Below are 25,736 nucleotides of genomic sequence, written 5' to 3' on the forward strand. Positions count from 1 at the left end.
CTTCACCGACCTTTTGAGACTCCAGCTTTGTTGGCGCCCAACCTTCACTTACCTAACGCCTCACGAACTTTTTGCGCGTGAGTTTCCAGCAGGCTAAAGTCTGCCATATCACGAGCGTGGATTTTAAACTCAAGCCCTTGAAACCTTGGCATGATGTGGAAGTGTAAGTGGAAAACCGTTTGCCCAGCTTCAGAGCCATTAAGCTGAGCAATCATCACGCCGGGGGCTTTGAACGCTTTTTTTACGCCACGCGCGACCATCTGCACCATCTGTATCGTTTCGCCTAGAATCAGCGGGTCTGCATCATAAAGATTTTCGGCATTATCCTTGGGTATGACCAACGTATGCCCATCAACTTGCGGCATAACGTCCATAAAGGCTAAAGCAAATTCGTTTTCGTAGACCTTAAACGCTGGTGCTTCGCCGCGTAGAATTTTCGCAAAAATATTCTCTGAATCGTATGCCATATTATAATTCTCTTAAAAATTACCAGTTTACCAAATCGTCCAAAAGTCCGCCCACTGCGGGTGGGATGGTATTATCAACCGAGTTTGATGAGTGCCGATCCCCCGATAATGGGGTAGAGCCTGGGGTAGAGCCAGAAGTTGCCGATAAGATTTGGCTTGTCAGCTTTATGAAATATGATTTAGGATTCTTTGATGAGGATTAGGGCCGGGTAGAACCGACCTCAACTATGTCTCCGGTATAAAGTGTAAACCTTGTCCTCGGTATACACCCTTAAAAGATGGCGCACTCGGGAGGATTCGAACCTCCGACCGCTCGGTTCGTAGCCGAGTACTCTATCCAGCTGAGCTACGAGTGCGTATTAGGTAAACTTTTTAGTCGTGGCGGAGAGGGAGGGATTCGAACCCTCGATGAGCTATTAACCCATACACCCTTAGCAGGGGCGCGCCTTCAGCCACTCGGCCACCTCTCCAATTAAGGGCCGAGATAATACCATGTTTAGGGAAAATTCAAAGCGGTAATATAATAAAAATTTAGTCTTGCTCGTCCTGACCATCGGCCGCTTGGTTTTCTTTGTGAATGCGGTCGTAAATCTCTTCTCTATGAACAGATACGTGCTTGGGCGCATCAACACCTATGCGGACTTGATTGCCTTTCACGCCCAATACGGTGACATTTACATCGTCACCAATTTTTAGCGTTTCACCTACTCGTCTCGTCAATATTAACATCTAAATCTCTCCCCGGTTACCACAGTAACTATACCAGTTAATTCATTAAAAGGGCTACATCGGTTATACGTAATAAAATTATTCGATCACCTAATTTCCGTAATTTTAGCCTATTTATCCGTTTCCATAGCATCCAAGCCAAAAGCACTATGTAGCGCTCTTACCGCCAACTCCAAATACTTCTCATTAATGACTACCGAAATTTTAATTTCCGAGGTAGAAATCAACTGTACATTTATTGCTTCTGCAGCGAGGCACCGAAACATTTTACTTGCAACGCCAGCATGTGATCTCATGCCAACTCCAACAATAGACACCTTGGCGATGGTATCGTCACCAATAATTTCACGAATATTTAATCTAGTGACTTGTTGCTCAAGAATCTTTTTGGCGCGCTCATAATCATTTCGATGAACGGTAAAGGTGAAATCCGTTGATTTATCCCGCGCCGTATTTTGGATAATCATATCGACTTCGATATTCGCATCGCTGATGGGGCCAATTATTTGCGCTGCCACGCCCGGTACATCGGCCACACCCAGCGCCGTAAGTTTGGCTTCATCACGATTAAAAGCAATTCCGGAAACAATGGGTTGTTCCATCGTATCATTATCCTCTAATGTTATCAGTGTGCCTGGGCCATCCTCAAAACTAGAGAGTACGCGTAACGGCACGTTGTATTTCCCGGCAAACTCTACTGATCTAATCTGTAAAACTTTAGAACCGAGGCTCGCCATTTCAAGCATTTCTTCAAAGGTAATGCAATCCAATCTGCGTGCTTTGTCGACCACTCGGGGGTCCGTTGTGTAGACACCGTCCACATCGGTATATATTTGGCACTCATCGGCTTTTAACGCAGCCGCCAATGCCACAGCGGAGGTATCTGAACCGCCGCGTCCTAAAGTCGTGATGTTACCTTCTTCGTCGACCCCCTGGAAACCAGCGACGACAACAACACGCCCCGCCTCCAGGTCTTTTCGCATATTTTCTTCATCGATGGACAGTATACGCGCTTTCGAATATACATTATCGGTGAGAATTTTTACCTGGCCGCCGGTATAGGAACGGGCGGCGCAGCCTTTTTTATTGAGTGCCATGCTGAGCAGGGCAATAGTAACCTGCTCCCCGGTGGATACCAAGACATCCAGCTCTCGCGCTGATGGATCCGAGTCGATGGCTTTGGCAAGCTCAATGAGCCGATTGGTTTCTCCGCTCATAGCAGACACCACGACCACGATATCATGCCCATCCTGTCGGAATTTAATAATTTTATCGGCGACAGCTTGGATACGCTCAATTGAGCCTACTGAGGTGCCGCCGAATTTTTGTACGTAAAGTGCCATATTAAGTTGTATTTTACAGCAAAATTAAAAGGCAGCATTTAACAACAAATGCTATCTAATTTGAACATAAATTGTTCAATAAATTGATTTTATTCGAAGCAGTGGTAAATGATTACTAGTTAGCCAATTAATTACAAGAGTCGATATTTGTCTGGCATAGCGTTCTACAGTCTCTGCTCTACCCAGTCAACAACGCTAGCTAAGGCCTTAGGCAATGCTGAAGGGTTATTTCCACCCGCCTGGGCCAGGTCTGGCCTGCCGCCTCCTTTACCACCAACTTGTTGGGCTACCAAATTTACCAGCTCTCCGGCTTTTATCCGGTCAGTGGTATCTTTGGTGACACCCGCTACTAGACTTATTTTATCGCCATTGACGCCAGCTAAAACGACAACTGCAGTGCCAAGCTTTGATTTTAGCTGATCCATGGTGCTCAGTAACGATTTATTATCAATGCCATTGAATGCGTGTGTTAACACCTTTATTCCTTGAATATCCAGTGCCTGCGACGCTAAATCGCTGCCAGCACTGCCGGCAAGCTTAGCTTTTAGCTCAGCAATTTCCTTTTCAAGCTGTTTATTTTTGGCGACTAAGTGACGAACTTTTTCGACCGTGCCGTCACGCGAGCCTTTGACTAAATTGGCTACCGCCTGTAGGTTTTGTTCCGTTTCATTTTGGTAAGTTAAAGCACTCTGGGCTGTAATAGCTTCTATCCGGCGTACACCTGCCGCAATACCGCTTTCCGAGACAATTTTAAACAGGCCGATATCGCCAGTTCGGGCCGCATGAGTTCCTCCACAGAGTTCTACCGAAAAACCGTCTCCCATGGACAGCACACGAACTTTCTCGCCATACTTTTCTCCAAATAGCGCCATCACACCTTTTTCCATGGCGTCATCCAATGCCATTACCTGCGTTTCCACCGGAGTATTCGCTTGTATCTGTTGATTGACTATAGCTTCAACTTGATTAACCTGGTCTGCGGTCATTGCTTCAAAGTGAGAAAAATCGAACCTTAGCCTTTCGGGGTCAACCAAAGAGCCTTTCTGCGCCACATGGTCACCCAGCACTTGGCGTAGAGCCGAGTGCAGAATATGGGTTGCTGAATGATTCAGTGCGGTCGCTTTACGTTTGACATGATCCACTTCGGCGTTGATTGTACTGCCTATGCGCAGCTCGCCGTCCAGCACTTCACCTCGGTGTAAAAATACATCGCCTTGTTTGGTGGTGTCGTCCACTCGAAAGGAGCCTTCGGGCCAGCTCAACAGCCCGGTATCACCTACCTGGCCGCCTGACTCAGCATAGAAGGGGGTCTGATCTAACTGCACCATTGCTTTGTCGCCAGCCTGGAGCCGTGCCACATTTTCACCGTTGAGAATGAGAGATTGCACTTGAGCGTGGCCGGATAAGTGTTCATAGCCAGAAAAACTTGTCACTCCTTCAAGCGCCAGATCACTGCGCAAGTCTACATCAAACTGGCTGGCCGCCCGCGCTCGCGCTCGCTGCGCTGACATTGCTTTTTCAAAACTCTCCATATCAACGCTAAGACCACGCTCACGTGCAATATCGGCGGTTAAGTCGACCGGAAAACCATAGGTGTCGTAGAGGCGGAAAGCAGTATCTCCCGGAATTTGTGTGCCCGCCAGGTTTTCCAAATCTTGCTCCAGAATACGCAGACCTTGATCTAAGGTTTTGGCGAATTGCTCCTCTTCTTGTAACAAAATCTTTTCTACTTGAGCCTGCATCTTTATAAGCTCGGGGTAAGCTTCGCCCATCTCGGCCGCTAATGGCCTGACTAGTTGATGGAAGAAGGGTTTGTTAATACCCAGCTTGTTACCGTGCCGAACTGCACGGCGGATAATGCGGCGTAATACGTAGCCACGACCTTCGTTGGAGGGAACAACGCCATCAGCAATTAAGAAGCTACAGGAACGAATATGATCCGCTATGACCCGCAATGAAGTATTCGCTAGCTGACCCAATCCAGCAATATCCGCGGCGGCTTGCAGCAGTTTTTGAAACAGGTCAATTTCGTAATTGTTGTGTACAGACTGCATCACAGCCGCAATGCGCTCCAGCCCCATGCCGGTATCAACTGAAGGTTTCGGCAGGGGTGCCAAAGTACCATCAGCGGAACGGTCATACTGCATAAATACCAGGTTCCAGATTTCGATATAGCGATCACCATCTTCTTCCGGGCTACCTGGTGGACCGCCAGCGACATCTGGGCCGTGATCGTAAAATATTTCCGAGCAAGGTCCACAGGGGCCGGTATCGCCCATCGACCAGAAATTATCTTTCTCTCCAAGCCGAGAAAAGCGCTCGGCGGACACGCCTAATTCTTTTAACCAAATGGCTTCCGCCTCCGTGTCATCTTTATAGACGGTCACCCATAGCTTTTCCTGCGGTAATTTGAGCACATTGGTCAAAAAGTCCCAGGCGAACTCTATGGCTTCTTTTTTAAAGTAATCACCGAAACTAAAGTTGCCCAGCATTTCAAAAAAGGTGTGGTGACGTGCCGTATAGCCGACGTTTTCCAAATCATTGTGCTTGCCGCCGGCGCGCACGCAGCGCTGTGAACTGGTCGCACGCACGTAATTGCGTTTGTCTTTGCCCAGAAACACATCTTTGAACTGCACCATCCCGGCATTGGTAAATAGCAGGGTAGGGTCGTTGCCCGGCACTAACGAACTGCTGGCGACTACTTCATGTTGCTGGCTTTCGAAATAATCTAAAAATAATTTTCTGATGACGGCGGTTTTCATAGCGAGTCTGTTCAAAGGTTATTTATATTAGGGTTTCGCGTTATTTTCAGGAGAGCCAGTATATCGAGCTAATCCAATTTTTCAGCAAAAATATTTGCTTTCAACTTCCCGAATAGGGATTTTAATCAAGCTTTAGGCATAAATTCTTCGGAAGGTGAGGTTTACCCGCTCTCCCACAGGTTTTTGCGTTTTTGGCAACTGGTGCCGCCAATGGTGCTGCAGCTCGTCTGCCATCACTAATACTGAACCCTGTTGCAATTCCAACTTTACTTTTAATTCCGGTCGGTTTTTATGCTGCAATCGAAATGATCTGGTTGCACCCAGGCTAAGCGATGCAATAGTGGGGTTTCTTCCCAACTCCACTTCATCATCACTATGCCAACCAACACTGTCCCGACCGTCGCGATATCGGTTCAGCAACAGGCTGTTGAATACAGTATTCGAAACCTGCTCCACCCGCGTCTTAATCAGCAATAATAATTCTGTCCATGCGACTGGGTCGAGCGACAGCCCAGAGTAATGGTATCGAGCCTTAGTATCTCCGTGCCAGGCTTGCAGGCGAGGAATTCTCAGTTTTTTTCCGGCAACGTGGATAAGAGGTTGTTGCCAGCTGATTTCATCGAGCAACCGTACAAACAGTTTTTGTGATTCCCACTCGGGAAAAACACCCTGCAAAAGCGTGAGTGCCCCGTTTTCCACAGGGATATTTTCAGTCGTAATTGGCGTTGTTATATACATAGTTGGTAGCCTACCAATTTGGCGCTGTAATCCCTACCAAAAACTATCCGCTCATACTGATATTTTTTATTAAAGTTTCCCCTCCTGACGTCGATAACAGTTTGGCAGGGCGATTTTATCGCCTTTTCATCAACCACTTTCATCGGTCGCTCCTAACTCAAACTAACAGGAGCAGAAGACCGTAAGAAAGAAGGAGCATTAAAATGGCACAGGTAATTAATACCAATATTGCATCTCTTAACGCGCAAAGAAATTTAAACTCTTCTCAAAGTCAGTTGAATACTTCGCTGGAGCGGTTGTCGTCCGGTTTGCGTATCAACAGCGCTAAGGATGACGCTGCAGGCTTAGCAATTTCTTCACGATTCACCACCCAAATTAACGGTTTGAACCAAGCGGTTCGTAACGCCAATGACGGTATCTCTCTGGCGCAAACCGCTGAAGGTGCGCTTGATGCAAGTGGTGATTCGCTGCAACGTATTCGTCAACTGGCCTTGCAGTCCGCTAACTCCACCAACTCAGCTTCAGACCGGGCCGCACTGAATGCGGAAGTTCAGCAATTATTGGCTGAAATCGACCGTGTTGGTCAAACCACGCAATTTAACGGCACGAATATTCTGGATGGATCATTTTCATCCGCTCAATTCCAAGTAGGGGCCAATGCGAACCAAACTATTAATTTTTCTGTCGCCGGTGCGACAACCGATATTTTAGGTGCGTTTCAGGTAACCAGCTCTGCGGTCTCAAGCAGCGCTTTTGATGGCGATGGACTCACTATCAATGGTATAGAAGTCGGTGTTTCGGCACAAACATCAGCCGCTGGCGTTACTGCAGCCAGTGCAGCGGCAAAAGCAACCGCTATTAATGCCGTCACCAACCAAACCGGTGTTACTGCAACGGCAACTAATTCAGTTACTGGCAGCGCACCCTTGGTGGGTGTTGGCCTTAGCAATGGAGAGTTGGTGATCAACGGTATTTCTGTGGGCTCGGTTGCTTCCAGCACAAGCGCCATCACTCAGGGTCGTAACGCGCGTGACGCTATTAATGCCGTTAGTACTCAAACAGGCGTTACTGCAACTGCCGATTCAAGCACTGGTGCTTTGACCTTAACCGCAGCAGACGGTAGAGATATCACATTGACCACTAGTGGTACAGATGCGGCAACTAGGCAGGTCGCTATTCAAAATATTCAAAACGCCACCGGTTTGGATGCTTCGGACGGTGTAGGGGCGACGGTTAATGAAGTTGTAACACTCACTTTTGATGCAAACGTTTCAAGCGCTGCTAGCGCACCAGCTGGAACAGGTGTTGTTACCGGTGACACGGCAGGTACTGGCGACACAATTGTCATTGGCGGTCAAACCTATCAATTTGTAACTGATGCGGCTAATGTGACATCCGGTAATGTCGCTGTAGTGCTTGCTAGCGGGGCTGCTCATGGCGCAGCAATCACCGCACTTGAAGCAGCAATTGATGCGGAGGTTGCGGCCGGCCGCAGCACTGTGGATACCAGCGGTACGACTGCCACTACGCTGACATTGACGTCAAATGTTTTAGGTATTAACACAGTGACTGCTGGAGGTGCTGTTCCAGTTGAGGTGGCCACGAATGCTGCTGCTATCACTTCAGCAATAACCACACCCGGTGTTGTTCCAGCAGATGATGCGGATGGTAAAACCACCCGTGGTACGCTGACTTTGAGCTCGGCTTCCAACTTTACTCTGGGTGGTGCTGATCTGGCCTTTGCCGGTTTATCCAGTGCGTCCCCGGCACTGTCTAAGCTCAATACCGTGAACATTTCAACCGTTACGGGTGCTAACAATGCCATTTCGATTCTCGACGGCGCACTCAGTCAAGTAAATAGTATTCGCGCTGGCCTAGGTGCGGTTCAAACCCGTTTTGAATCCACCATTGCCAACCTGAGCACTACCGCTGAAAACCTTAGTGCTGCGCGGTCTCGGATTTTGGATGCAGATTTTGCTGCGGAAACGGCAAATCTGACTCGTGCGACCATTCTGCAACAGGCGGGTATCTCGATTCTGGCCCAGGCCAATGCTTTACCTCAGCAAGTACTATCTTTGCTGCAGTAAGCCCGAGGCGTTAGTAGGCTTGAAGCCAAAGTTAGGATGCTTTGGCTTCATCTACAAACCATATTTTAGATAGGTGCACGTTATGGCGATTCAAATTAACAATGCTACCTCGCTATCTTCTAACCAGGTTCAGGGATCACAAACCCGGGAAGCGGCAGGCAAGGATGCAGCAGTAAAACCGACGATAGATTCCATTTCGTCGTCAACTGTTCAAGCTCAAACCAATGAGCCAAACCAACAGGAACTGGAAGTCGTAGTTAATAACGTCAATAATTTTGTACAGAATATTCAGCGCAGCATTCACTTTAGTGTTTCTGAATCTTCTGGGCGCACAATTATTGAAGTTTATGATGCCCAAACCGATGAGCTGATACGCGAAATACCTTCCGAAGAAATGCAGCGCATTTCAGAGGCGATTGCGGCCCAGGTAAGCGAAGGTTTGCTCGTTAAAATAAATATCTAGACCCTTGCGCAGTAGCTGGCAAGAAACCTGCATAGTTATTGACTAACAGGTGTTTTATTAGACAAGACACTATGCAGGTTTAACCAGATAAGCAGGCTTAATTATGGCGTCAGTCACATCATTGGGTATTGGATCGGGATTGGAACTCAATTCAATTCTGGAAAAACTGATTCAGGCGGAACGTGGGCCTACCACCAATCGCCTTGATCTGAAAGAAGCAGAAACTCAGGCTTCGATTTCTGCATTCGGCTCTTTCAAGAGTGCATTATCGGATTTCCAAACGACACTCAAAGACCTTAAAACTCTTTCTGAATTTCAAGATCGCTCGACCACTTCTAGCGACCCGGACACATTTACTGCTACTGCCGATAGCACGGCTTCCGTTGGCACGACAAACATTAATGTACTCAACTTGGCCGCCGCCCATAAGCTGACCACAACGGCTTTTGAGACACCGGATAGCATTGTCGGCACGGGCTCGATCACTATCGAAGCTGGCGGCAGTTCTTATAATATCAATATCCCCACGGGTTCTGTCAGCGCCATCAAAGACGCTATCAATAATTCTAGCGCCGGGGAAAAAGTCTCAGCGAATATCCTCACCGTTGATGACGGGAACGGTGGTAGCGAATCCAAATTAGTGATTAGCACAATCAATACAGGGGCTAGCAACGCCATAGAAATTACTGTACTTGATGATGACGGTACTCATGATGACGCGGCAGGCTTATCACAGTTATTTTTTCAGGCAGGTAATGGTAATAATCGTTTAACTGAATTAACTGCCGCCACCGATGGTAAAATTACTGTCGATGGTTTTACCGTCAGCAGTTCTACGAATGAATTTAAGGATGCCATCCAAGGGGTTACGATTAGCGCGTTAAAGCAATCTGTCGATCCGATCAATAACCCTCCTGAGACACTCACGGTCGCTCTCAACAAAACCGCGATTCAAGGCAAGGTTTCCTCTTTCGTTACTGTCTTTAATGCCCTCAAAGATACCTTCAACTTATTATCAGACTATAACGCCGCCACAGGCGAAGCAGGGCTACTCAATGGCGATGCGACAATTCGTACAGCTGAACGACAACTGGAAAGAATACTCTATGGCTCCATAAGTGACGGCAGTGGCGCCTATACCAACCTCTCTCAATTAGGTATCACTACCGGAGAAAAGGGTAAATTGGAACTGGATCAAACCATGTTGAATAGCGCCTTGGAAACCAACTTCAATGATATTGGTGAGTTTTTCGCCGGTACCAATGGCTTAGCCAAACAACTGGATGATTTGACGACAGGCTTTCTCTCCACCACGGGCATCATCAGTGTAAGAGAAGATGGTTTTGATGCTACGTTGAAGGAAATCTCAGCTGACCGTGTCGCGTTGGACCAAAAACTTGCCACCATAGAGGCAAGAACCCGGCAACAGTTTGCCGCTTTGGATATTTTATTAGGCCAATTAAACTCGACCAGTGAATTTTTAACACAACAGTTGGCGAATACTAACCGTATCGTCACTGGCAATACCTCAAACAATTAATAATTCTATTTGGAGAATTCGATGAATGATCGCCGAGCGATAAAACAGTACCAAAGTGTTAACACCCAGTCTGGTATCGTCGACGCAAACCCTCATCAACTTATTGCTATGCTGATTAACGGTGCTTTATCACGTTTATCCAGCGCCAAAGGCTGCATCGAACGCAAGGACTTTGCGGGCAAAGGTGAGCTGCTTGGAAAAAGTATTGATATTATCAGTGGCCTACAAGGTTGCTTGGACATGGAATCCGGTGGTCAGATTTCATCCAATTTAGATGCGCTCTATGACTACATGGTGCGTCGTTTGACGGAGGCAAGTGTAAATAACAATATGGAAATCGTGGATGAAGTGATTGCGCTATTACGTGAAATTAAAACCGGATGGGATGGCATTCCTACTGAATTTCATAACAATCAAGCCGCTGTGTCTGCGGCGGCAATCTAAAGATGACAGTACAATCTTCTAGCAAATTGGCGTTGGAATTAAAATGGCGTGCTATTCTCCTGGCCAGCCAAGAATTAGTTGATGCCGCGCAGGAAGCGCGGTGGACTGATTTGCCTCTACAAGCGCAGTATCGCGATAAACTGATTCGTGAATATTTCTCAAAACCACTCACGGTCGAAAATGCACTACGTATTCAGGATCAAATCAAACAAATCATGGCGATGGATGAACAGGTGCTTGGTATCGCCCGCCGGGGACAAGAGCAAGCACGAGGTATTCTGAAGAACCTACAGACTGGCGCTAGCGCTGTCAGGGCTTATCAAAGCTAAGGAACTTTCGAACCCTATACTCTTGCAGCTATTTAACTAAAGCTAAATCAAAACGAGCCAGTTTTATCCGATTTTAAGCACTTAACGCAGGAAATTAAACAGGGAAAGGTTAGTGATTTTGACGAAACTACTCTGTGTGGCTTCCAGAATAAAACTTTGTAGTGATAGCTTGCTCAAAACATCTGCGTAATCAATATCTTCTAAATCAGACAAAGTCTGCTGTCCGATTAACTTAATATTCTCATTGACTGCCACGGCATCGTCGATCACATTTAAGCGGCTACCAATTTGCGCTTCAGTCTGGAGTACATTGTCCAGTGCGCTATCCAGGCTGATTAATGAATCGGCAACCAATTCTGATAATCCTAATTGAGTCAGGGGTGTGGCAGAGCTTCCTTCTAACCCAATGGCTAGCTTTTCAATAGCCGAGAACACATCCAGTTTTGTGGCAACAAGGCTGGTCACATTGACGCTATCACCGTTAGCAGGGGCACCACTTAATTCAATATGCATCCCTTCGAACGTTAAGGCCTCACCAGCGACATAGGGCACATTCGATAGGGGCGCTGCAGGGTCGCCTCCGGAAATTACGCCGCCATCAGAAATTCGGGTTACTGTGTAGGTAGTGATAGGCCCGGTTGTATCAAAAGTGATAGTGGCACCATCGGGATGAAACGACTCGAAACTTTTTTGATTCAGCACGGCTTGATCGCTTACGACGACAGACCCGGTATTGCCGCCGTTCGGGGTTGCACTAAAATTGAGGGGCTCATCGATATCCATGAAGAGCGACTTACCGGAATCGGAAACAGCAACATTGGTATTGTCTGCAACTTTGATAAAAAGTTGGCCCTCATCGCCTTGATAGTTATAGCCTCCGGTGCTCCCTTTGGTGATGGGGGATTGCCCCGATTGAAAGCCGCCGAATATAAACTGATCGTTGCTGTCGCGAGAGTTTGCCAAGTTGACTAGCTGTTCCAGACGTTGTTTTATTTCAACTGAAATGGCCTTACTATCTTGCAAAGCGAGTGCGCCATCGCCGGCCTGAACGGTTAACTGGCGTACGCGCTGAAGCACATCTTCAATACTATTGAGAGCAGACTCTTCAAAGTGTAACCGGCCTTCGGCCAGCGACGCGTTATTGCTATATTGCTGGGTCAGGGAGATGTGCTGATTGACGGCAATCACCTGTGAAGAAGCAATCGGATCATCCGCCGGTGTCTCAATTTTTTTACCGGAAGAGATCTGCTGTTGCAAATCGACAAGTTTACTCTGGCCATTGAGAACGCCATTCAGGCTGGTTAAAAATATTTGTTGTGTTGATAAGCGCATCGTATTGCCTAATTGGTTAACCGTATTATTTTAACTGTTTGAAGCACCTTCACAGCTTGATCAATAATCTTTGTTTTCCTCTACCGATATAGCCCGTTTAATTAGCGTCGAACCGCACCTAGTAGCGTATCGAAAATAGAAATGGCGATATTTATTACCTGCGCCGATGCGTTGTATGCTTGCTCAAGCTCTATCAGGTTGGCGGCTTCTTCATCCAAGTTCACGGCTGAAACTGAATCCCGCCTCGCTTGGGACTGTTCTAACAAAGTCTTTCCTGCATCTGTATTCAAGCGCGCCTGGTTTGCTTGGGTACCCACATTTTGGATGAGCAGACCATAGGCGCCCTGTAGAGTGGTGGCGCCATTATCCAAAACCCGTGTTGTTTGGAAGGTATTCATTGCCAAACCATTACGGCTATCCTGATAGCCATTACTGTTAAAATCGAGCGTAAAGGTATCCCCGGCCTGCGGCTGTCCGGTTATCTCAAGCTGCACACCAAAACTTGAGGGTATTAAGGCATTAGCGGGCACCGGCGGGAAAGTTAATCCCGTTTGTGGTGGTGCCAGCGCCACCGGCGTGCCACCGCTATTGTCAAGAATGTCATAGGTTGTGGCGCTGGTGAAACGCACGAGCAAAGGAGGGCTGAGCTGCCCCGGTGTGGTGGTAAAGAGCGCCACGTTTGTATCGGTCACCAGCCCTGGGCCGATCGCCCCCGTACCTTGATTATTAATATTCGAGCTGGTTCGTATTGGCGACGCCAGTGCGATCTCCTGTGGCCGCTCAATCGCTATACCGATATCCGATGCGCCATTTTTGGTGGGCTGCAACAGAAAGCTGTCGCCGGTCGCAAAGTTACCTGAGGTTCGATCAAGCACCACAGATAAGCCATCAAACTGTAACGTCGCCGGCAAGGCACCGATGGTCCCCGTCAAGCTGGGATCAATCGCTGCATTGGTTTTTTGATCGCTAAGACGAGTCAGCACATAGGTTGTTGGCGAGGTAAAGGTTACCCGATAATCACTTACCTTCAGCGCATTAATGTTATCGATGCTGACCTGCACCATCTGGTCCTGTGGTAGCGAATTATTGCCGGATGCTTTGGTGCGTAATAGCACTGCGCTGGGGCTATTAACGTCATTGAAAAAATTCCCACCGAGATTCCCATCGAGATCCATGCCCAACTGGTGCTGCTGATTAACAGTGTCGGCGATGGCGATAGCAATCCGGCCAAGCTCGTTTGCGGTATCGCCAACTACCTTATCTCGGGTAACGAGCATTGCCCCAAGAACACCGCCACTGATCGCATTATTTAGTCCAACCGTTGCCGTCTTCGTTCTGATGGCAAGTTCCGGTACTTCAGCATTAAATGAAGATGCCTGCGTCACCAACTGCATCGCTTCGCCGCCTACCACCAGTGCTTGTCCTGTGCCAATAAATACATTGATAGCGCCATCCACTTGGGGAGTGGTACGTATATCCACTAACTCTGCCAGTTGAGCCAACAATCTATCACGTTCATCCAAGAGATCATTAGGAAGTTCACCGATATTACCACCACCGGATTTTTCAATAATGGCTACATTGATTTGCGCAATTTGGTTGGCTAATCCGCTGATCTCTCCAGTGGTTGTAACGATTAATTGATTCAGTGATTTTCCTTTATCGGATAACTGATTTGAGAGCGTTTCAAATTTCTTTACCAGACTTTGTGCCTCATCCAGAAATACCTGACGTGCGGTGATGGAGGTTGGATCATCGTTCGCCGCTTGCAAAGCACTAAAAAATCGTTCCTGGTTAGCGGCAAGGCCTGTGCTAACGCCAGAAAAAATGGCATCCAGCTGATCCAGCTGCGCACGTAAACTGTCAGAATAACTAAACGCCGAGATATCACTGCGTAACTGGTTGATAAAGAAATCATTGACGCTACGGCGAACACCGGTGACCTCTACGCCAGTACCAAAAGAAGAGCCCCCGAGAAAATCAGCAGTGCGAGCCTGCACCACACTGGATTGGCGACTGAAACCCTCGGTCGACGCGTTGGCAATATTGTGCCCGGTCACCGCCAACGATCGTTGGTGCGCTGTTAAACCCGATAGTCCAATATCCAGTATACTTGGCATACTACTCTTCCGTTATTTAGAGGCTGTTACTTAAAGACTAATGTCCACCTTGGGTAGCGCTGCTGACTTTTGGTTTTCCGGCAAATAGGCGCTTAGCTGCTTAACGATCGTAGTTGCCAAACCAATACCTTTACCTTGTGTTAAGGTGAGGCTAAGCTGGTTATCCAGCATATCGCGATATAGCCGTGACTCCTGACTGTTGAACGGGTTGTCTTTTGCAAATGCCTCATTAGCGCTACGCATACTTTTAAGCGCAATCCCGATAAAAATGGATTCAAACTGTCCTGCAATTTGTTTTAGTGCCTCGCTGCTATTGGTTTTCGCCTCACCGCGCAGCTTATCCAGGCCGACAAAATCAGTATATATCTGCGCCTGTTGTAACGGGTTGTGAGTACGCAGAGCCAGATTATCCATTAGATCACCACGATATCAGCATTGAGCGCACCGGCTTGCTTGAGTGCTTCTAAAATTGCCATCAAATCACCGGGAGCGGCACCGACCTGATTCACCGCCTGCACGATAGCATCTAGTGAGGTACCGGGATTGAACACGAACATGCGGTTTGCCTCCTGATTAATTTCAATATTAGTCTGCGGCGTTACTTGCGTTGTGCCACCCTCAGACAGAGCATTGGGCTGACTCACATCAAAATCTTCCGTGATGGTAACGGTTAAGCTGCCATGAGTAACCGCTGCCGGGCTCACCAGTACGTGTTTGCCGATGACGATCGTGCCGGTACGTGAATTAATAATGATTTTTGCGGTGGCTTCTCCCGGCGTGACCTCAAGGTTTTCCAGAACAGACAGGAACGCCACTCGTTGCCCGGCATCGCGGGGGGCGCTGACCCGGATGGACGTCGCGTCAAGTGCCTGTGCCGTATCAGGCCCTAATAGCAGATTCATCTTATCGGAGACCCGTTTTGCGGTGGTAAAATCTGGGCTATTCAAATTGAAGGTAAGGCTATCGCCGTGAGCAAAGGCATTGGGTACTGAACGCTCCACCGTCGCCCCGTTGGGTATGCGGCCAACACTGGGTACGTTAACCGTAATTCTGGAGCCATCGGCGCCGTCGGCGCCAAACCCACCAACGACCAAATTGCCCTGAGAAATTGCGTAAACCTGATTATCCAAACCTTTTAACGGTGTCATGAGTAGGGAACCGCCTCGCAGACTTTTTGCATCGCCTAAGGAGGAAACGGTAACGTCAATGGTCTGGCCTGGTTTAGCAAAGGAGGGTAGCACGGCGTGTACGGTCACGGCGGCAACATTTTTTGACTTTGGGTCAATATTGGCTGGGATAATCACGCCGAACTGCGCCATCATGTTACGAAAGGTTTGCTTGGTAAAAGGGGTTTTGTCGCCCGTGCCATCAAGACCAACGACCAAACCATAGCCAATCAGCTGATTGGTGCGTACGCCAGCTACCGAGCTGATATCTTTGAGCCGATCCGCCTGTGCCCATTGGCAGGTCAATCCGAAGACAAGACTCATAATCAGCAAACCATAATTTTTCATCCTAAACCTCTTTCTGCAACATTGGGCCGGTTTGATTAAAAAGGCCACAGCGGACTGTTAAAGAACTTCGAAAACCAACCCATGCCATTGGCGTGCGCCAAGGTTCCCGTTTGACTATAGGCAATGCGCGCATCGGCGAGCTTAATCGAAGCCACGGTATTGTCAGGTGCGATATCTTCCGGCCTCACCAGTCCGCTGATTCGGATATATTCATCACCCTTATTCAAGGTCATCCATTTTTCACCGCGTACTTTTAGTACACCGTTTGGCAACACATCAATGACCGTAACGCTAATACTGCCCTGTAAACTATTTTTCTGGTCGCTATCGGTTTCACCTTTAAAATTTAGCTTATTGCTTGCGCTAGTTTCCAGCCCCAAGTCCGTGAAGCGCTGAAACAGTGTCGGTTCTGGTGCGGTTAATGTGGAATCTTTCTTGATTTCCGTATCCGCTTCTTTTTTCGCGGTAGTGCTTTCTACTAAACTAATCGTCAATATATCGCCAACATTACGCGCTGTACGATCCTCAAAAAAGGTCGCCTGACTGTAAGCGCGAGGTAAGGGGGCTTGGTAAATAGAACCGTTAATCAAGCGCGCTGCTTCCAGGGCGGAAGGCTCGACTGGTGCATAAGCGGGGTCATTCGGTTTCGGCTCAGTCGGTAGCATAGAACAACCACTGACCAATAATCCCAACACCCCGAATACCACCAAATTCTGTAACCAAGCCTGCAGAATCGTTCTGGTGGCAGGGTGAGGTTGTTTACCGAATGCTCCACTTGAAGCGGCGGACTGGTAAGTTCTAGTAGGTTTCATGGCAGATCACTCAACTACAGTGTTTGTCCAACGAATTGCAGCATTTGATCAGATGCTGCAATTACCTTGGTATTCATTTCGTACGCGCGCTGTGTCGTAATCAGGTTGACCAATTCTTCTACAACGCTGACATTAGAGCCCTCTAGTACACCCTGTTCCAATGTCCCCAAACCATCTAAGCCCGCCGTACCAATGGTTGGTGTGCCGCTCGCCTGAGTCTCACGAAACAGGTTACCGCCGATCGCCTGTAATCCCGCGGGGTTAATAAAATCAGCTAACTGAAGGTCACCGATTTGCGTTGGCGCTGTTTGACCGGCAACGGTCGCGCTAACCACACCATCGCTACCAATGGTTAGCTGAATAGTGTCCGCGGGGATGGTAATAGCTGGCTCCAACGGCAGACCAATCGACGTCACGATTTGGCCATCAGAGTTGGTTTGAAATTGACCATCACGGGTATAGGCAATAGTTCCGTCTGGTGTTAATACTTGGAAGAATCCTCGGCCATTAACGGCTAAATCCAAGGGTTGTTCTGTGACTTGAAAATTCCCTTTAGTGTGTATTTTCTGGGTTGCAACGGTGCGTACACCGGTACCTATTTGTAATCCTGACGGTAGCTCATCCGACTGGGATGATTGTGCTCCCGGCTGGCGTTCTACTTGGTACAGGAGATCCTGAAATACAGCTCTGTCACGTTTAAAGCCAGTAGTACTGACGTTAGCCAGGTTGTTAGAAATGGTGGCTAGAGCGGTATCTTGTGCGCTTAAACCTGTTTTACTAATCCAAAGCGATGCTAACATATTGTTTACTCCAAAACGGCTGCCTAAAACACGCGTCTATTAACCTAGCCTATTAACTAAACTGCAAAAGTTGTGCCGATGCTTGCGCATTACGTTCGGCTGTTTTCATTAACTTAATCTGCATTTCGAATTGACGGGATAACGAAATAAGATCTGTGAGTGCAGAGATTGCGTTGACGTTGCTGCTTTCCAGAAAGCCGGATTCGAGCCGGACATTGGCGTCCGCCAATATTGGCGCGCCATCACGGCTGTGCATTAGCCCATCTTCACCCTTAAACAACTGGCGGGGTTCCGGCTTAACCAGCTTGATTCTATCGACCTCAGCAATTTCCTGAGCACTGGCTCCCAAGGGCCTGACGGAAACTGTGCCATCAATACCGATATTGACTGATTGCGCTGGTGGCAAAGAAATGGGAGCACCATTGCCCATCACCGGCAAGCCGCTGCCGGTAAGCAGTAGCCCGCTAGTATCGATTCTTAAATCACCAGCGCGGGTATATGCCTCGGAACCATCCGGTGCTTGCACTGCGATCCAGCCTTCGCCGTTAATCGCAACATCTAGGTCACGACCACTCTCTTGGAGCGTACCCGGAGCCATGTCAGTAGCCGGTGTTTCGGTAAGTGCATAGGCTCGGCTGGCTAAACCGCCGAAGACGGGCATTGCCTTAGCCTGTGCAAAATCGCCTCTAAACCCCGTCGTGGAGACATTGGCAAGGTTGTTCGCATGCACTGCTGTCGCCAACATATTCTGTCCAGCGCCAGTCATGGCAATATAAAGTGATCTATCCATTTCAGCTAAATCCTCAATACCCTAGTGAGCTAACGACGAATCGATTAACGGAGACTGATGATTGATTGAGTCACTGCAGATTCGGTCTCAATGGTTTTTGCATTGGCCTGAAAATTTCGTTGCGCCACAATCAGCGCCACAAGTTCTTCCGACAACTCGACGTTTGAGTCTTCCAAAGCGCCTGACTGAATTACACCCAGCGCAGCCGTCGATGGCACGCCTACTTTAGGCGATCCCGATTCAAAGGTCTCCGCCCAGGAGGAGTTGCCCTGAGGTGATAATCCTTGCTCGTTATTGAAAGCCGCTAACGCCACTTTGCCCAAACTACGTGATTGGCCATTGGTATAACGTGCGAATAATGAGCCGTCCGCTGAGATATCAATACCAGCCAAACGACCCTGTGCAAATCCATTCTGGGTCAGATCATTGACCGAAAACGCGCCACCAAACTGAGTCGTACCGGTAAGGTTTATCACAAAGTTAGAACTGGTGAGAGGGTCGGGAAAGGGAAAAGCGGTCAGCGCCCCATCTCCTACAGCGGAACCATTGGGGTTGCCGCTGGCATTGACAGGGGTCCAATTAGTGACTGCCGCTAATGGTTGAGTGGTGCTGAGCGTACCATCATCATTGAATACCAAAGTATATGACTGCAGTGTGGCTGGAGAGCCTGGGCCAATATCCTGATCGTCAATTTTGACATTCATCGTCCAGGTATTTAACGCTGCTTCCTTGACAAAATACTGTGTCATTACATGCGAGTTACCCTGACTATCGAACACGCTGATTGAGGTCGCATTATTAAAAGTATCGGTATTTTGCGGATCGAAAGGTGCTGTCGTAGGCGGTAAAGCTGAGGCATCCAGGTTGAGCAGGCTTCTTATTTCTGTGGTACGAATGGGTTCAAGGTTGCCGGTCTGAATCTGCATATTTGAAAGATCACTATCCAAGCCTCCCGCCCCAGTACTAGAAAACCCCTGTAAATTTGCACCATTATTACTGATGATATAGCCTTCACGGTCCAAGCTGAACAAACCTGAACGTGTATAGCCTCGCTCACCCTGCGCACTGGTGATAAAAAAGCCGGTGCCATTAATGGCCAAATCCAGCGCATTATTAGTAAAGGAAATGTTTCCCTGACTGAATTGCTGCGCCACATCTGCTAACAACACCCCGCTACCAGCGGAGTTTTGACCGCCGCCGACAACCGATGAGGCGTAGACATCGGCGAACTCAGCTACCGAGGATTTAAACCCCGTCGTGCTCGCGTTGGCGATATTGTTGCCGATAACATTAAGATCGGAGCTGGCGGCTCGTAAACCTGAAATTGCGGTATTAAATGCCATGATATTCTCCTATTTTTCAACCATTAATTAATTTGTAGTATGTCGTTCAGAGCCACTGACCCCAGTGCTCCTTCGAGATTAAGAATGACGCCGCCCGATTGCCCCATGGTAACGCTATCGACATTCGCGTTGACCCGAGTCGCAAGTTGTTCAGACTGCTCACCCAGGTTAGCGTCAGCGGTTATGCGATAATAACCGGATGGCATTGCCTGCCCATTGGAGCCTATGCCATCCCAACTGAATTTAACCGTACCCGCGCCATGGGCGCCCAAGGGTAACTGCCGTACCAGTTCGCCCGATTCGTTATATATTTTGAGCGCCAGATTTCCGGTACTGGCAGGTAACTCAACCATACCCGTCAGTGCTGATCCTGAATTAAGACGGCCGGTATCGCTGGGAATCAAAACGCTACGCCCAACTAGGGCGGTTGCCTGCAATGCTTGGCTAGAAAGCATGCTGGAGCTGAATTTCTCCATGGTGAGGTTAAGCTTTTCTACTCCCTCAACCGTACTGAACTGAGCGAGTTGCGAGAGAAATTCGCCATTATCCTGTGGCGAAAGTGGGTTCTGGTTATTCAACTGTGCCACCAGCAATTTAAGAAAATCCGATTCCCCACTATCGCTTTTATCCGTTTGCGAGCGTTGATTTACCTGATCAATGATTGATTGGGTTGAGATGCCGCTGGTTTCATTCATGAGTTGATCCTTCCACAACAAAGGTCTTTAGTATTTTATGTATTCAAAAGGCTTTTATTTTTATCACGAGAGTTACTGCCCTAAGGTCAGTATTCGCTGCGTCAACTGCTTGGCGGTGTTCATCATTTCTATATTGGTTTCAAACGAGCGCGATGCAGAAATCATATCCGCCATTTCCTCGACCACATTAACGTTGGGGTAGAACACGAAACCTTCTTTATTTGCCATCGGATGATCTGGTTGATACTGTTGGCGCAACGGCGATTGACTCTCGACGATGGCATCGACTCGCACACCGCTGCCAGCATCCCCCTGGTTGCTAAAGTCAAAATCATCGAACTGCGCCTTAATCACCGAGAACACAGGATGCCTTGCCCGATAGGTTTCCCCAGTACTGCTGCTCACGCTTTCGGCGTTGGCAATATTGCTGGAGATTGTATTTAGTCTGATTGTCTGCGCTGTCATGCCGGATCCGGCAACATCAAAAATATTTGAGAGCGACATAGATTATTCTCCTTTGATAGCCTTGCTCAGGCCCTGAAATTTACCACTAAGAAAGGTAATGCTGGTTTGAAATCGTAAAGCGTTTTTGGCGAACTCAGCCTGTTCTATCTGCAGCTCTACTGTATTGCCATCTAGCGAGGGCTGCATTGGCACGCGATACTGTAATTGTTCATTTCCGATGGAACGGGTTGCTGTCGAAATATGTTGGCTATTGGTCGCGGCTAGCTTTATGTTCTGCTTAATTTCACTGTTGAGTAGCTCACTAAAATTGAGATCACGGGCCTTGAATCCAGGCGTGTCCGTGTTCGCAATATTGTTAGCCAGAATTTCCGCTCGACGGCTATGCAACGCCAGAGCTTGGTCATGTATTCCTAATGCTGATTCGAAGTTAATTGGCATTGTTGCTCTCGTGACTGATCGACTTATTCAGCTATCTACATTCGATGGCTGTATTTACTCTTCTCACCGAAGCTAAAAGCAGAATGCGTGCCAACTTTTATTTTTATTTAAAAACATATGCTTACGTGATTTGTTGGTTTGATATGGGATAAGAGCGGCAAGCCGTTTCCGCCTTTTGGCCAGTTTATTTCCGCTTTTTTGAGTTAATATTCAATATTCTCGAAATCTAATTTTTCGATGATCGAAAGTCCCGATTTACCTCTCTCATCGGTTTAGCGCGCACTTAGCGGCTTAGCAGCATCGTTTTAAAGGGTGCTTTTTAATAGGCATGGATATTGCTTCTACACTAGTGCATGAATAATTATGGAGAGAAAGCGCCAATATATTGCCGCTTTCGGCGTCATTGCCAACACCAGTGCGCGTAAAAGAATTTGCGAATGAAGCTCAGCGAGAATTATCAAAGCCAATGCGATATCTAAAAGGAAGCGGTTACCCATCTTTAATAGTCACGCTAATGCTAGCACTGCTGGGGCTTCCCTCTCTCTCATCGGGCACCACCAGTCCACAGCTCATCGAACAATTGGTGGAAGGTGAAGTAACCCGACAATTGGAAGTTCAACATATCCGGCAGCGGCCGGGTCAAAGGGTTAGTTTCCAACTTTCTCAAATTGACCCAAGGCTGCGTCTTGCCGACTGTGGAGCGCCCATCACTGTCGATTTAGGTACAGGCAAGTTGTTGGGGCGTGTGACTGCCAAGGTTGAGTGTAAAAGTCCGTCACCCTGGACTATCTATGTTCCGCTGACGATTCAGGTCTTCAAGAAAGTGGTCACTATTCGCGCTCCTGCCACTGCCGGAAAGCTATTAGAGCACAACGATTTGCAGCTGAGTGAGCAGGAAGTGTCGTCCTTAACGCAGGGCTACTTCACCCAAATCAAGCAAGTCTCAAACAAGCTATTGAAACGTTCGATAACAATGAATGGTGTTATTACACCAAGGATGATTGAAGAACCAAAGGTGGTAAAAAAAGGAGATGAGGTAATGATCGTCGCTACCAAGGGGGCATTATCTGTAAGGAGCCCTGGCGTTGCGCTCAGCGACGGCCGTGTTGGTCAACAAATCAGTGTTAAAAACAGCGCAACGAAGCGCATTGTAAAGGCAAGAGTAAAGCGAAAAGGCTTGGTTCAGGTCACCATTTAATTCTGCCCAAGTACACCCTTGATTGCCGCGAGACTGAAAATTTGAATTACCAAGGCATATTGATAATATAGGACGCAGCTATCTTGAATTCTGCTAAAGTTATTCTTGGCGCAGCCGATAGCATTCATACTAGGGGAATCTAGAGAAACGAGATGGTTAACGAAATAAACGGGCTTACCTCAACGATCACCACCGGTACCGGAAAAAAATCGGGCCGCGTGGATTCCGTGGGTGCAGACACTCAGTCGGTAGCAGAGGCCGCCAGCGACGCGCCGAGCGATAACTTTGAGCTAAGCACACAGGCGCAGTTGTTAAGCAAACTGGAAGCTACGATCAGCCGTTTGCCCGAAGTTGACCAAGACCGTGTGAATGCCATTCGCGATGCTATAAACAGCGGAAATTTCGATATAGATAGCTTCAGTCTAGCTCAGGATATTATCAATTTTGAGTTTAAATAAAGGTCGCAGTATCTTGTTGCTGCCCTTAAGCACTACCAGACTGGAGATTGACCATGACTCACCAGGAACGCTTTTCCTCGTTGATGCAGGAAGCAGCTATTCTACTCGACCAACTTATTCTCCTGCTACAGGAGGAACGAAGTAGTTTATCTCAAAATAATGCTGCACTGACTCAACCTATTCTTACACGAAAAACTGAGCTATTGGCATTGTTGGAGCAGAACAGCCAGCAGCGTAACCAGCTCTTAGTCAGCCAAGGTCTGTCGGCGGATGACAGTGGCGTGCAAGCTTATTTCAAATCCTTGCCACAAAATGTAGCGAAATCATATGCTGAAAAATGGCAGGTTTTGGAGGAAAAACTAGAGAATTGCAAAGCCGAAAACCTAATCAATGGTAAAATTATTCATCGCTCACGGCAGCAAGTGGATGTGCTGCTCAACTTGCTTCAGGGCAATAGCGGTGCAAGCAAGATTTATACGGAGAACGGGCAGGCCAAATCAGTGAACCGCCACCATCCGTTGGCGGAAGTCTAAAAACCATTGCCCGGCGCGCCGAAGACTTGCAGAGATATTAAGGAATTAATTAGAGGCTCCCTAGCATTAGGCTGGTAAAATTTCGGACACCAACTAAACTTATTATTAAAATCAATTAGTTGCAGGTGGCTCAATGGTCATTGAATCCGACATCGCTGAAACCAACAACCAAGATGTTATCGGAATCCGCACGATTTCTGATAGACATCAGATTTTTAGCATTCTTAGCGCTGTACAAAAAGCAAGAACACCAATCTCAATTAAGTTCGAAAACCGAGAGCGTTATTATACCAGCCTGATACTGAGAACTGAGCTGGACGAAGCCTATATGATCATTGATGAGATCGCTCCTGAAGACGGCCATTTGCTCGCCATGAGTAAGCTGCCATTCTCTATTCGGGGTAGCCACGGCGGGGTTAGCCTCTTTTTTCGACCAAACGTTATTTCCGGCTCTGGCATCCAATCAGATATTGCTTTCTATAAAATAAAGTTTCCTGAAGAAATGATCTACCAGCAGCGCCGCAGTGCATTCAGAGCGCCAGTGGCGCGAGCGCTGCAAATTAAGGTGGCTGTCCGTTCTAAACAGCGTGACGAAATGCTGGTTGGAAGGCTCTATGATTTATCCATTAGCGGCTGTCGGATTAATTTTGAAGGCGAGATAAAACCTGCCTTGATTCGTGGCGACAGCTTTGAGGAATGTAGCTTCTTTTTCAATGATTTTACTCTGAATGTACCGGTTACATTGAAGCACGCCAGCTATGTTCGCGACTGGGGCGAAACCACCTGTGGCTTTAAGTTTGAAGGGTTGGATAAAGCATCACAAAAACCCATTGACCGGTTTGTTTATTTTCTACAGCGTGAAGCTCGCCGTCTGGAGACGAAATAATTGTAACGGAAATCTTACCTGCTTGTTTCCTGGTACTAAAAGCGGGCCAGTTAGCTAACAAAGAGCGATGCATTGATCCACATGTGGACCGCAATACTAGCGGCATAACCCAGTGCAATGACAGGTGTCCATTTCAGGTGGCTTAAAAAAGTATATTGCCCTCGCGCTTGGCCCATCAGCGCCACGCCAGCTGCAGAGCCTATGGAGAGTAAACTACCTCCGACTCCGGCAGTCATTGTTACCAATAACCACTGTCCAGTGGACATCTCAGGCTGCATTGTCAAAACCGCGAACATCACAGGAATGTTGTCTATAACCGATGAAAGAACGCCGACCAAAATATTCGCCTGAGTTGCTCCCAACTGTATATACATCACTTCCGACATCATTGCCAAGTAACCCATATAACCAAGGCCACCGACACAGAGTACGACACCGCAAAAAAATAAAAGCGTGTCCCATTCGGCAGAGGCGACCTCACTAAAAACGTCGAATGGTGCTGCTTCTCCCAGCCTTTCCAAGGAGACAGCGTCGCCATTTGCCCGCGCGATTGCTTTTTGCTTGGCAATAGCTTTCGGTAAGGTTTTACTTAGGTAATAACCAAAAAACTGGAGATAGGCAAGGCCCGTCAACATACCTATGACGGGAGGTAAGCCTAAGGCTGAATGGAAGATAACAGCGGTCACTATTGTGCAAAGAAATAGTAATACGATACGCTTCGCGCCAGGCTTTGTTACGATGTTGTCAGCACTGGCTAAAGGCCGCTCATTAGGAATAAAAAAGTGCATGATAGCGGCTGGTATCAGGAAATTAACCAAGGAGGGCACAAATAAAACAAAGAAGTCCTGGAAGGCAATTACACCCTTTTGCCAAACCATCAAGGTCGTAATATCACCAAATGGGCTAAATGCACCTCCGGCGTTTGCGGCAACCACGATATTAATGCAGGCCAGGCTGACAAACTTTCGATTGTTGCCACCCATCGCTAACACTACGGCGCACATCAGCAAGGCTGTGGTCAGGTTATCCGCCACCGGTGAAATACAAAAGGATAAAACACCCGTCATCCAAAATAGTGCTCTGAAGCTAAACCCCCGTTGCAACAGCCAGCACCGCAGGGCGTCAAACACCTTACGCTCTTCCATCGCGCTGATATACGTCATGGCAACCAATAAAAACAGCATAAGCTCTGCATATTCGAGCAGACTATGGCGAACCGCTTCCTCTACCAGATGGGGCAAATTATGTTCTGCATAGACCAAGGCGATAACTGCCCAAATGAGACCGGCCGCGAGCAAAACAGGTTTTGATTTCCGTAAATGGGTCAGTTCTTCGGTCATCACCAAAAGATAGGCTAGGACAAATATCACGAGGGCAAAATAACCGGCAGGGTGGGATGTAAGATTTAATGTTTGAGCTGTCTCTGAGGCCATTGAAGCATCTGACCAAC

General features: G+C 47.8%; 26 protein-coding genes and 2 tRNA genes. 9 read left to right on the forward strand and 19 right to left on the reverse strand.

The genetic code is table 11. From position 1 onward, the window contains the following. Positions 1-44: 44 nt before the first annotated feature. The 7 genes from H6995_04745 to H6995_04775 all read right to left on the reverse strand — a co-directional run bounded on the left by H6995_04745 (position 45) and on the right by H6995_04775 (position 6,039). Positions 45-467, reverse strand: coding sequence for an HIT family protein (locus H6995_04745; GenBank protein MCP5214299.1), 423 nt, complete (start codon positions 465-467; stop codon positions 45-47). Between the two features lie 279 nt (positions 468-746). Continuing rightward, a tRNA-Arg gene (locus H6995_04750) sits at positions 747-823 on the reverse strand. A gap of 23 nt (positions 824-846) precedes the next feature. Next, positions 847-937: transfer RNA gene (locus H6995_04755), tRNA-Ser, on the reverse strand. A gap of 61 nt (positions 938-998) precedes the next feature. After that, the gene (gene csrA, locus H6995_04760; protein ID MCP5214300.1) at positions 999-1,196 is read right to left on the reverse strand and encodes a carbon storage regulator CsrA; all 198 of its coding nucleotides are present in this window, start codon (positions 1,194-1,196) and stop codon (positions 999-1,001) included. A gap of 110 nt (positions 1,197-1,306) precedes the next feature. Continuing rightward, complete coding sequence (locus tag H6995_04765; protein MCP5214301.1) at positions 1,307-2,539, reverse strand: aspartate kinase; 1,233 nt, start codon at positions 2,537-2,539, stop codon at positions 1,307-1,309. A 164-nt stretch (positions 2,540-2,703) separates the two neighbouring features. Further along, entirely contained in the window at positions 2,704-5,301 is a 2,598-nt protein-coding gene (gene alaS, locus H6995_04770; GenBank protein MCP5214302.1) for an alanine--tRNA ligase, read from the reverse strand. Between the two features lie 132 nt (positions 5,302-5,433). Next, positions 5,434-6,039 (reverse strand): alpha-ketoglutarate-dependent dioxygenase AlkB, encoded by a 606-nt coding sequence (locus H6995_04775; protein ID MCP5214303.1) that lies wholly within the window; start codon positions 6,037-6,039, stop codon positions 5,434-5,436. Positions 6,040-6,242: 203 nt separating this feature from the next. Here H6995_04775 and H6995_04780 point away from each other — a divergent pair, with 203 nt between their 5' ends. From H6995_04780 to H6995_04800, 5 genes are all read left to right on the forward strand, one after another. Then, positions 6,243-8,126, forward strand: a complete 1,884-nt coding sequence (locus H6995_04780; GenBank protein ID MCP5214304.1) for a hypothetical protein — start codon at positions 6,243-6,245, stop codon at positions 8,124-8,126. 82 nt (positions 8,127-8,208) lie between these two features. Continuing rightward, entirely contained in the window at positions 8,209-8,589 is a 381-nt protein-coding gene (locus H6995_04785; protein ID MCP5214305.1) for a flagellar protein FlaG, read from the forward strand. Between the two features lie 103 nt (positions 8,590-8,692). Continuing rightward, positions 8,693-10,129, forward strand: a complete 1,437-nt coding sequence (gene fliD / locus H6995_04790) for a flagellar filament capping protein FliD (GenBank protein ID MCP5214306.1) — start codon at positions 8,693-8,695, stop codon at positions 10,127-10,129. A gap of 21 nt (positions 10,130-10,150) precedes the next feature. Then, the gene (gene fliS, locus H6995_04795) at positions 10,151-10,573 is read left to right on the forward strand and encodes a flagellar export chaperone FliS (GenBank protein MCP5214307.1); all 423 of its coding nucleotides are present in this window, start codon (positions 10,151-10,153) and stop codon (positions 10,571-10,573) included. Positions 10,574-10,575: 2 nt separating this feature from the next. Further along, complete coding sequence (locus H6995_04800) at positions 10,576-10,902, forward strand: hypothetical protein (protein ID MCP5214308.1); 327 nt, start codon at positions 10,576-10,578, stop codon at positions 10,900-10,902. 81 nt (positions 10,903-10,983) lie between these two features. Here H6995_04800 and flgL read toward each other — a convergent pair whose 3' ends face one another. The 11 genes from flgL to flgB form a co-directional block, all read right to left on the reverse strand. Further along, positions 10,984-12,234, reverse strand: a complete 1,251-nt coding sequence (gene flgL, locus H6995_04805; protein ID MCP5214309.1) for a flagellar hook-associated protein FlgL — start codon at positions 12,232-12,234, stop codon at positions 10,984-10,986. Between the two features lie 101 nt (positions 12,235-12,335). Next, positions 12,336-14,354: a flagellar hook-associated protein FlgK gene (flgK, locus tag H6995_04810; GenBank protein ID MCP5214310.1), complete on the reverse strand. Its 2,019-nt coding sequence runs from the start codon at positions 14,352-14,354 to the stop codon at positions 12,336-12,338. A 30-nt stretch (positions 14,355-14,384) separates the two neighbouring features. Next, the gene (locus H6995_04815) at positions 14,385-14,768 is read right to left on the reverse strand and encodes a rod-binding protein (protein MCP5214311.1); all 384 of its coding nucleotides are present in this window, start codon (positions 14,766-14,768) and stop codon (positions 14,385-14,387) included. After that, complete coding sequence (locus H6995_04820; GenBank protein MCP5214312.1) at positions 14,768-15,868, reverse strand: flagellar basal body P-ring protein FlgI; 1,101 nt, start codon at positions 15,866-15,868, stop codon at positions 14,768-14,770. The genes H6995_04815 and H6995_04820 overlap by 1 nt, the downstream gene beginning before the upstream one ends. Positions 15,869-15,903: 35 nt before the next feature. Further along, entirely contained in the window at positions 15,904-16,680 is a 777-nt protein-coding gene (gene flgH, locus H6995_04825) for a flagellar basal body L-ring protein FlgH (protein MCP5214313.1), read from the reverse strand. Positions 16,681-16,694: 14 nt separating this feature from the next. Then, positions 16,695-17,480 carry a flagellar basal-body rod protein FlgG gene (gene flgG, locus H6995_04830; GenBank protein ID MCP5214314.1) on the reverse strand — a complete coding sequence of 262 codons (786 nt, stop codon included), beginning with the start codon at positions 17,478-17,480 and terminating at the stop codon, positions 16,695-16,697. A gap of 52 nt (positions 17,481-17,532) precedes the next feature. Continuing rightward, positions 17,533-18,270, reverse strand: a complete 738-nt coding sequence (locus H6995_04835) for a flagellar basal body rod protein FlgF (protein MCP5214315.1) — start codon at positions 18,268-18,270, stop codon at positions 17,533-17,535. 44 nt (positions 18,271-18,314) lie between these two features. After that, a complete protein-coding gene (flgE, locus tag H6995_04840; GenBank protein ID MCP5214316.1) occupies positions 18,315-19,613 on the reverse strand; it encodes a flagellar hook protein FlgE in 1,299 nt (432 codons plus the stop codon). 23 nt (positions 19,614-19,636) lie between these two features. Continuing rightward, a complete protein-coding gene (locus tag H6995_04845) occupies positions 19,637-20,308 on the reverse strand; it encodes a flagellar hook assembly protein FlgD (protein MCP5214317.1) in 672 nt (223 codons plus the stop codon). 72 nt (positions 20,309-20,380) lie between these two features. Beyond that, positions 20,381-20,812: a flagellar basal body rod protein FlgC gene (gene flgC / locus H6995_04850; protein MCP5214318.1), complete on the reverse strand. Its 432-nt coding sequence runs from the start codon at positions 20,810-20,812 to the stop codon at positions 20,381-20,383. 3 nt (positions 20,813-20,815) lie between these two features. Beyond that, a complete protein-coding gene (gene flgB / locus H6995_04855) occupies positions 20,816-21,211 on the reverse strand; it encodes a flagellar basal body rod protein FlgB (GenBank protein MCP5214319.1) in 396 nt (131 codons plus the stop codon). Between the two features lie 466 nt (positions 21,212-21,677). Here flgB and flgA point away from each other — a divergent pair, with 466 nt between their 5' ends. The 4 genes from flgA to H6995_04875 all read left to right on the forward strand — a co-directional run bounded on the left by flgA (position 21,678) and on the right by H6995_04875 (position 24,286). Beyond that, complete coding sequence (gene flgA / locus H6995_04860) at positions 21,678-22,409, forward strand: flagellar basal body P-ring formation protein FlgA (protein ID MCP5214320.1); 732 nt, start codon at positions 21,678-21,680, stop codon at positions 22,407-22,409. A gap of 152 nt (positions 22,410-22,561) precedes the next feature. Then, the gene (gene flgM, locus H6995_04865) at positions 22,562-22,867 is read left to right on the forward strand and encodes a flagellar biosynthesis anti-sigma factor FlgM (protein ID MCP5214321.1); all 306 of its coding nucleotides are present in this window, start codon (positions 22,562-22,564) and stop codon (positions 22,865-22,867) included. A gap of 53 nt (positions 22,868-22,920) precedes the next feature. Then, positions 22,921-23,400: a flagellar protein FlgN gene (locus H6995_04870; GenBank protein MCP5214322.1), complete on the forward strand. Its 480-nt coding sequence runs from the start codon at positions 22,921-22,923 to the stop codon at positions 23,398-23,400. Between the two features lie 133 nt (positions 23,401-23,533). Continuing rightward, positions 23,534-24,286 (forward strand): flagellar brake protein, encoded by a 753-nt coding sequence (locus H6995_04875; protein ID MCP5214323.1) that lies wholly within the window; start codon positions 23,534-23,536, stop codon positions 24,284-24,286. Between the two features lie 50 nt (positions 24,287-24,336). On the opposite strand, the gene nhaD is transcribed toward H6995_04875, so the two are convergent. Beyond that, positions 24,337-25,719, reverse strand: a complete 1,383-nt coding sequence (gene nhaD, locus H6995_04880; protein MCP5214324.1) for a sodium:proton antiporter NhaD — start codon at positions 25,717-25,719, stop codon at positions 24,337-24,339. Between the last annotated feature and the right edge of the window lie 17 nt (positions 25,720-25,736).

The sequence above is a fragment of the Pseudomonadales bacterium genome (assembly GCA_024234615.1).
Classification (GTDB): domain Bacteria; phylum Pseudomonadota; class Gammaproteobacteria; order Pseudomonadales; family IMCC2047; genus JAJFKB01.